Origin of the sequence: Kribbella sp. NPDC050820 (assembly GCF_040653975.1) — a bacterium.
Taxonomy (GTDB): Bacteria; Actinomycetota; Actinomycetes; order Propionibacteriales; family Kribbellaceae; genus Kribbella.
On record NZ_JBFAHB010000151.1, the window covers coordinates 1 to 6117 of the forward strand.

6 protein-coding genes are annotated in these 6117 nt (G+C 69.2%); 2 read left to right on the plus strand and 4 right to left on the minus strand.

Features of this window, described 5'->3' with window-relative positions; all coding sequences use genetic code 11:
• A partial coding sequence (locus tag AB0H36_RS47785) for an SPFH domain-containing protein (protein WP_360538974.1) occupies window positions 1–1408 on the minus strand: 1408 nt, incomplete at its 3' end.
• A 25-nt stretch (window positions 1409–1433) separates the two neighbouring features.
• On the minus strand, window positions 1434–1628 hold the full coding sequence (locus AB0H36_RS47790; RefSeq protein WP_360538977.1) for a hypothetical protein: 195 nt from the start codon (window positions 1626–1628) through the stop codon (window positions 1434–1436).
• A gap of 128 nt (window positions 1629–1756) precedes the next feature.
• Between AB0H36_RS47790 and AB0H36_RS47795 the strand changes: the two genes are divergently transcribed.
• The gene (locus tag AB0H36_RS47795) at window positions 1757–2137 is read left to right on the plus strand and encodes a hypothetical protein (protein ID WP_360538980.1); all 381 of its coding nucleotides are present in this window, start codon (window positions 1757–1759) and stop codon (window positions 2135–2137) included.
• A gap of 1 nt (window position 2138) precedes the next feature.
• The gene (locus AB0H36_RS47800; RefSeq protein WP_360538983.1) at window positions 2139–4286 is read left to right on the plus strand and encodes a caspase family protein; all 2148 of its coding nucleotides are present in this window, start codon (window positions 2139–2141) and stop codon (window positions 4284–4286) included.
• Here AB0H36_RS47800 and AB0H36_RS47805 read toward each other — a convergent pair.
• The gene (locus AB0H36_RS47805) at window positions 4252–5076 is read right to left on the minus strand and encodes a carbohydrate ABC transporter permease (protein ID WP_360538989.1); all 825 of its coding nucleotides are present in this window, start codon (window positions 5074–5076) and stop codon (window positions 4252–4254) included. The two genes, AB0H36_RS47800 and AB0H36_RS47805, sit on opposite strands and share 35 nt — an antisense overlap.
• Window positions 5076–6026, minus strand: a complete 951-nt coding sequence (locus tag AB0H36_RS47810; RefSeq protein WP_360538986.1) for a sugar ABC transporter permease — start codon at window positions 6024–6026, stop codon at window positions 5076–5078. The genes AB0H36_RS47805 and AB0H36_RS47810 overlap by 1 nt, the downstream gene beginning before the upstream one ends.
• Window positions 6027–6117 lie beyond the last annotated feature (91 nt).

Sequence of the window (6117 nt, forward strand, 5' to 3'; positions counted from 1 at the left end):
GTGGGATCGGGCCGTGCGGGCGGGATCTGTGCTGTGCGACGTTCCTGAAGGACTTCGAGCCGGTCAGCGTGCGGATGGCGAAGGACCAGGACCTGTCGCCGTTCTTGGTGACCGCGAGCGTGTCGATCATCTGCTTGGCCAGCGCGAAACCGGAACCGCCCATCGTGATGGCCTTCACCAGGGTGTCCTCGATGCCCTGGGCACCGTTCAGGACGACCATGTTGCCGACCTTCTCGAACGAGGTGGCCGCCGCGGCGACGATCTCCGGGTACGCCTCGGCCAGCTGCTGGGCGACGACCGCGTCGGTGTTGGTGGCCAGCGCCTCGGCCCGGGCCTTGATACCGGCCGCCTCGGCCATCGCCTTCGCCTGCACCGCGGCCGCCTCCGCCTTACCGGTCAGCTCGGTCGCCTTCGCCTCGGCCTCACCGCGCAGTGCGACCTCACGGGCCTGCGCCTCGGCGGCCGCGATCTGCGCGTCGCGGGCGGCCTGGGCCAGCGTGCGCTGCCGGTACGCCTCGGCGTCGGCCGGCTTCAGCACCGTCGACTCCAGCTGCTTCTCGGCCAGCGACGCGTTCAGCTTCGCGGTCTCGGTCTCGGCGACCACGACCTCCTGGCGGGCGAGCGCCTCGGCCAGCGGACCGGACTGCGACGCCTTCGAGTTCGCCTGGTCCACCTCGGCCTGGTAGCCGGCCTGGGCGATCGAGCTCTGCCGGACCGCGGCCGCCTTGGCGGCGGCGGCGACCTGCTCGCGCTCGGTCGCCTCCCGGTCCCGCTCGGCCTGCGCGATCCGGGCGGCCGCCTCGACCGCCGCGGCCTGCGGGCGGCCCAGGTTCTTGATGTAGCCGGACTCGTCGTCGATCTCCTGGATCTGCAGCGAGTCGACCACCAGGCCGAGCTTCTCCATGTCCCCGGCCAGCGAGCCCCGGATGTTCGTGGTCAGCGTCTCCCGGTCGTGCAGCATCTCCTCGACCGTGGTCGAGCCGACGATCGCCCGCAGGTGACCGGCGAACAGTTCGTGGATGGTGCTCATCACCTGCTCGTCGCTCTGCTCCAGGAACCGCCGGGCCGCGTTCGCGATCGAGCCGTAGTCGTCACCGACCTTGTACGCCGTGACGCCCTTGATGTGCAGCGGGATGCCCTGGCTGGACACGCACGTCACGGTCAGCGGCGTGGCGCGGATGTCCAGCGGCAACCGCCGTACGGTCTGGAAACCGGGCAGCACCGCGGTGCCGCGGCCGACCACGATCTTGAAGCCGAGCGTCTCGTTGACCTGGTCCTGGCTGGAGTGCGCGCCGAGACCGGAGATGATGAGGGCCTCGTTCGGTTCGGCCACCCGCCAGACCATCCGGAAGAGGATGAGCAGGACCAGCAGCGCGACGGCGCCGATGATCAGGTACGTCCAGAGCATTTCCCCTCCAAGGGAACAGAGTGTTTCAGAAGGCGCGAGCGACGTAGACCGTGCGGGGTGGATCGAACTCGACCACCACCACCGGCGTGCCCACCTCGATCACTTCGTCGGTCGCCGGGTAAGCGTAGAAGGCCTCGGTGGCACCGCGGACCGGCAGCATCACCTCGCCGACGGTTCCCGGTGCGATCCGGCCGATCACGCGTCCCCGCTTCCCCACCATGACGCCCCTCCGACGCAACTCAGCCAGCTTCAGTTCCGGGAAGCTTAGTGCCATCACCGGTTGTGGCCGTGACGGTACAGGCGCATGGTTGAGATGCCGGCCTGGGGGTGTGTTGGGGGAGAGGGCTGATGGGCGCAGAGGTTCGCGTGGGGGTTGTCGAGGACGGGTCCGACGACGCGCGGCTCGAGGAGCTGGCCTTGCTGCTGCGGCAGGAGTTGCTGGAGCTCGACGTACGCGCGGTCGAGCCCTACCGCGAAGGCGAGGCGCCCGAGGGGTCACGGGCCGGCCTGGCCGCCATCGCCGGGGTGCTGAGCGTGACGCTGCAGCCCGGGCTGCAGGTGCTGGGCTCGGTCGTCTCTGTGGTGCGGGACTGGCTGCGCCGGTCGGGCAGCGGGCGGACCGTGAAGGTCACGATCGACGGCGACACCATCGAGCTGAGCGGGGCCAGCGACGCGGTCCAGCAGCAGCTGGTCGACGCCTGGATTCGCAAACACGCAGCGGCGGCGTGAGATGGACGGCGCGCGCGTCGCCTTGGTGATCGCGAACGACCAGTACGACGACCCCGGCCTGCGTCGCCTGGTCGCGCCGGCCCAGGATGCGGCTGCGTTGGCCGAGGTCCTCGCGGATCCGGCTGTCGGCGGCTTCGAGGTGCAGGTGCTGCACAACGCCGCGGCGCAGGAGATCAGGTTCGCTGTCGAGGACTTCTTCGCCGACCGGGCGCCCGAGGACCTGCTGATGCTGCACTTCTCCTGTCACGGGCTGAAGAACTCGGCGGGTGAACTCTTCCTGGCAGTTGCGGACACCAAGCCGACCCGGCTGGCGTCGACCGCCGTGGCCGCGGACTTCGTCAACCGGCAGATGGCCGACAGCCGGGCTCAGCGGATCGCGTTGTTCCTCGATTGTTGCTACGGCGGTGCATTCCCGCGTGGCATGGTCGTCCGGGCAGCCGGCGAGGCGCAGGTGCGGGACGCGTTCGCCGGTCAGGCGGAGGTGGGTGGTGGGCGCGGTCGCGTGGTCGTGACTGCATCCAGCGCGATGGAGTACGCCTTCGAGGGTGGGCAGCTGGCGACGGATGCGACCGCGCCGTCGGTGTTCACGAGCGCGGTGGTCGACGGGCTGACGACGGGCGAGGCGGATCGCGACGGTGACGGCTGGGTTGGGCTCACCGAGCTGGTCGGGTACGTGACCGACCGGGTCCATCGGGTCACGCCGAATCAGAACCCGCAGATGTGGACGTTCGGCTCCCAGGGCGAGTTGCTGATCGCCCGCAGCCGGGTCCGCCGGATCACGCCGGCGCAGCTCGCACCGGAGCTGATCGAGGCCATGGAGAGCCCGTTGCCGGCGGCAAGGTACGGCGTGGTCGACTACCTGCGCGAGCGGTTGGTCGGGAACGACCTGAGTCAGGCGTACGCGGCCTGGCAGGCGCTCGAGCCGATGGTGAACGACGACAGCCGCCGGGTCGGCCTGGCTGCGGCGGAGGCACTTGAGGTTGGTGTGCCGCGGGTGACTCCGACCGTGCTCGATCTTGACGCGTCCGGTGATGGTGAGCTGCGGCTGGACGGTCCGCCAATCGCGCTGACCGCGGTCGCGTCCGCAACCGCCGACTGGCTCCGAGTCGACCAGGACGGTGCCACCATCCGAGTCCACGCGGACCCCGACCAACCCGGCGACGCCTCAGTAGTAATCACCGGCCCCACCACCGAACTGACAATCCCCATCCACCGCACAACACCCGCCACCCCTCTCACGACCCCTCCGACCGTGACTGCGACTCCTACTCCGGTCGCTGCGGCTCCGGTGGCGGCTGCGCTCACGATGCCGGATACCGAGTCGGAGCCGCCACCGCCGCCGCCTGAACCGGAGCCCGGGCCGCCGCAGCCACAACCGCAGCCCGAGCCTCCGCACCGGGAGCCCCCGGCCGGCCAGGCGCCATGGTGGCTGATCGCCGTACTGGTCGCCGGCTCCCTGATCCTCATCAGGCTGAACTGGCCAGGCCCCACGGATTCGCGCTACCTCTGGAAGGACGCGGACATCACCGGGTGGTCCGTGGTCCGGAGCTGGGGCGACCCGCTCATCCTCGCGTCGGTCGCCGCCCTCGTGGCGAGCCTCGTCGCCCGCTGGGTCGGCCCGATCGCCCTGGGCGTCGTCGCCGGATGTGTCGCCGCGACGATCGAGGACGGACTGCTCGTCCTCGGCGCTGGGATCGCGTACGAGACCACCGCCTGGGTCGCCGCAACCGCGGTCGCTGCGCTGATGGCCGTCGTACTCCTGGTCGCGCTGTGGCCCGGGAAGTGGCCGGTGTGGCCCGTCACGCCGCTCGCCGCCGGCCTGGTCGTTGCTGGGAGCATCTTGTTGCTCATCCAGGCGTTCATCGACCAGCCCGACGGCTCGGCCTTCATCGACGTCACCTGGCTGGCCGTGTTCGAGTCCGTCGTCATGCTCGCCATCGCCTGGCTCGCGCTCGCCGCGACCGAGGCCAGGGCCCGGATCTGGCTGGCCGCGGCCGCGACGACGTACGCGGTGCTGAACGTCATCGCGGTGATCCCCGCTCTGACCGAGGGGGACTCACCACCGGTGTTCCTGACCGGGCTGCTCGGCAACGCGCTGGTCGTCGCCGGGGTGTTCAGCCGCGGATTGCGCCTTCGGTTGCGCCCTTGATGAACTGGCGGGCGAAGATCCCGAACACGATCACCAGCGGGACCATCGCCATCAGCGCGCCGGTCATCACCATGCTGTAGTCGACGCCGTGGCTGCGGTTCAGCGTGGACAGCGCCACCTGCAACGTGAGGTGGTCGGGGTTGGTGAGCACGATCAGCGGCCACATGTAGTCGTTCCAGGACGCCACGAAGGTGAAGATGCCGAGGAACGCCAGCGCCGGGCGGGCCGACGGCAGCGCGACGTGCCAGTACGTCCGCAGGAACCCGCACCCGTCCAGCGTCGCGGCCTCGACCAGCTCGTCGTGGATCGAGTTCTGGAAGTACTGCCGCATCCAGAAGATCCCGAACGCGTTCGCCGCGCCCGGAATGATCAGCGCCTTGAGCGACCCGACCCACCCGAGCAACGCCATCGTCTGGAACTGCGGTACGGCGGCCAGTTGCGCCGGCAGCAGCATCGTCGCCAGCAGGATCACGAACAACGCGTTCCGCCCCGGGAACCGGAACTTGGCGAACGTGAACGCGGCCAGCGAGTCGAAGAACAGCACCAGCAGCGTGGTCGCGACCGCCACGAACGCGGTGTTGGCCATCGACTGGAAGAACGCCACGTTCTCCAGCACCGCCCGGACGTTGTCGTCGAACTGCGAGCCGAAGGTGAACTTCGGCGGGAACCGGTAGATGTCCGCGGTGCTGTTCGACGCCATGATGATCGTCCACGCGAACGGGAACATGAACACCACCAGCGCGACCACCAGGACGGCGTGCAGCGCGATGCCGCGCAGCCGGTAGCGCATCATTTCGCCTCACTCCTGCCGCGGAAGATCCGCCAGTTGATCGCCGTGAACAGCAGCACCAGCACGAAGATGCTGAGCGCGATCGCGGCGGCGTACCCGTAGTCGTTGTCCAGGAACGCGGCCCGGTAGAAGAACAGCACGACCGTCATCCCGCTCTGCCCGGTGCCGCCGCTGTTGCCCACCATCACCTGCGGCTCGGTGAACGTCTGCAGGCCGCCGATGGTCGAGATGACCACGGTGAACAGTACGACGGGACGCAGCTGCGGCAGCGTGATCGAGAAGAACGTCCGGACCGGCCCGGCGCCGTCGACCTTGGCCGCCTCGTACTGGTCCTTCGGGATCGCCTGCAGGCCGGCCAGGTAGATCAGCGTGTTGTAGCCGACCCACTGCCACACGATCATCGTCGAGATCGCGATCTTGATCCCCCAGGGCTGGCCGAGCCAGTCCTGCTCGGGGATGCCGAGCGACCGCAGCGCGGCGTTCACCAGGCCGAAGTTGGTGCTGAACACCGAGCCGAAGAAGATCGCCATCGCCACCAGCGAGGTGACGTTCGGGATGAAGTACGCGATCCGGTAGACGTTGGTGAACCGGATCGCGGACTGCAGCATCACCGCGAGCACCAGCGCGATCGCCAGCGTCGGGATCGTCGACATCAGGAACAGCACGACGGTGTTCTTCAGCGACAGCCAGAACGTCGGGTCCTCGACCAGGAACCGGAAGTTGTCCAGGCCGGTGAACCGGCGGGCGCTCAGGCCGTCCCAGCGCTGGAACGCCAGCACGATCGTGGACAGCATCGGATACAGCCCGAACACCGCGAACAGCAGGTAGAACGGCGACAGCGCCAGGTAGAACCGCCAGTACGACCAGACCGGCCGGCCGGGCCGCCGACCGGTCGAGGGCCCGGTCCGCAGCTCGGCCGACGCGGTCGGCACAGTCGTGGTACCGGTCATGGGGCCTCCCGGCCTGGACTGAGGAGCGGAGGGAGCGAAGCGACTGGAGGGACGAGGGAAGGCTGGGAGTTCCAGCCCCATGACCAGCCGC

Excerpts from the sequence above, each read along its gene's own strand:
- AB0H36_RS47790 (WP_360538977.1), bottom strand. The coding sequence starts at position 1,628 with ATGGTGGGGAAGCGGGGACGCGTGATCGGCCGGATCGCACCGGGAACC.
- AB0H36_RS47795 (WP_360538980.1), top strand. The coding sequence starts at position 1,757 with ATGGGCGCAGAGGTTCGCGTGGGGGTTGTCGAGGACGGGTCCGACGAC.
- AB0H36_RS47800 (WP_360538983.1), top strand. The coding sequence starts at position 2,139 with ATGGACGGCGCGCGCGTCGCCTTGGTGATCGCGAACGACCAGTACGAC.
- AB0H36_RS47805 (WP_360538989.1), bottom strand. The coding sequence starts at position 5,076 with ATGCGCTACCGGCTGCGCGGCATCGCGCTGCACGCCGTCCTGGTGGTC.
- AB0H36_RS47810 (WP_360538986.1), bottom strand. The coding sequence starts at position 6,026 with ATGACCGGTACCACGACTGTGCCGACCGCGTCGGCCGAGCTGCGGACC.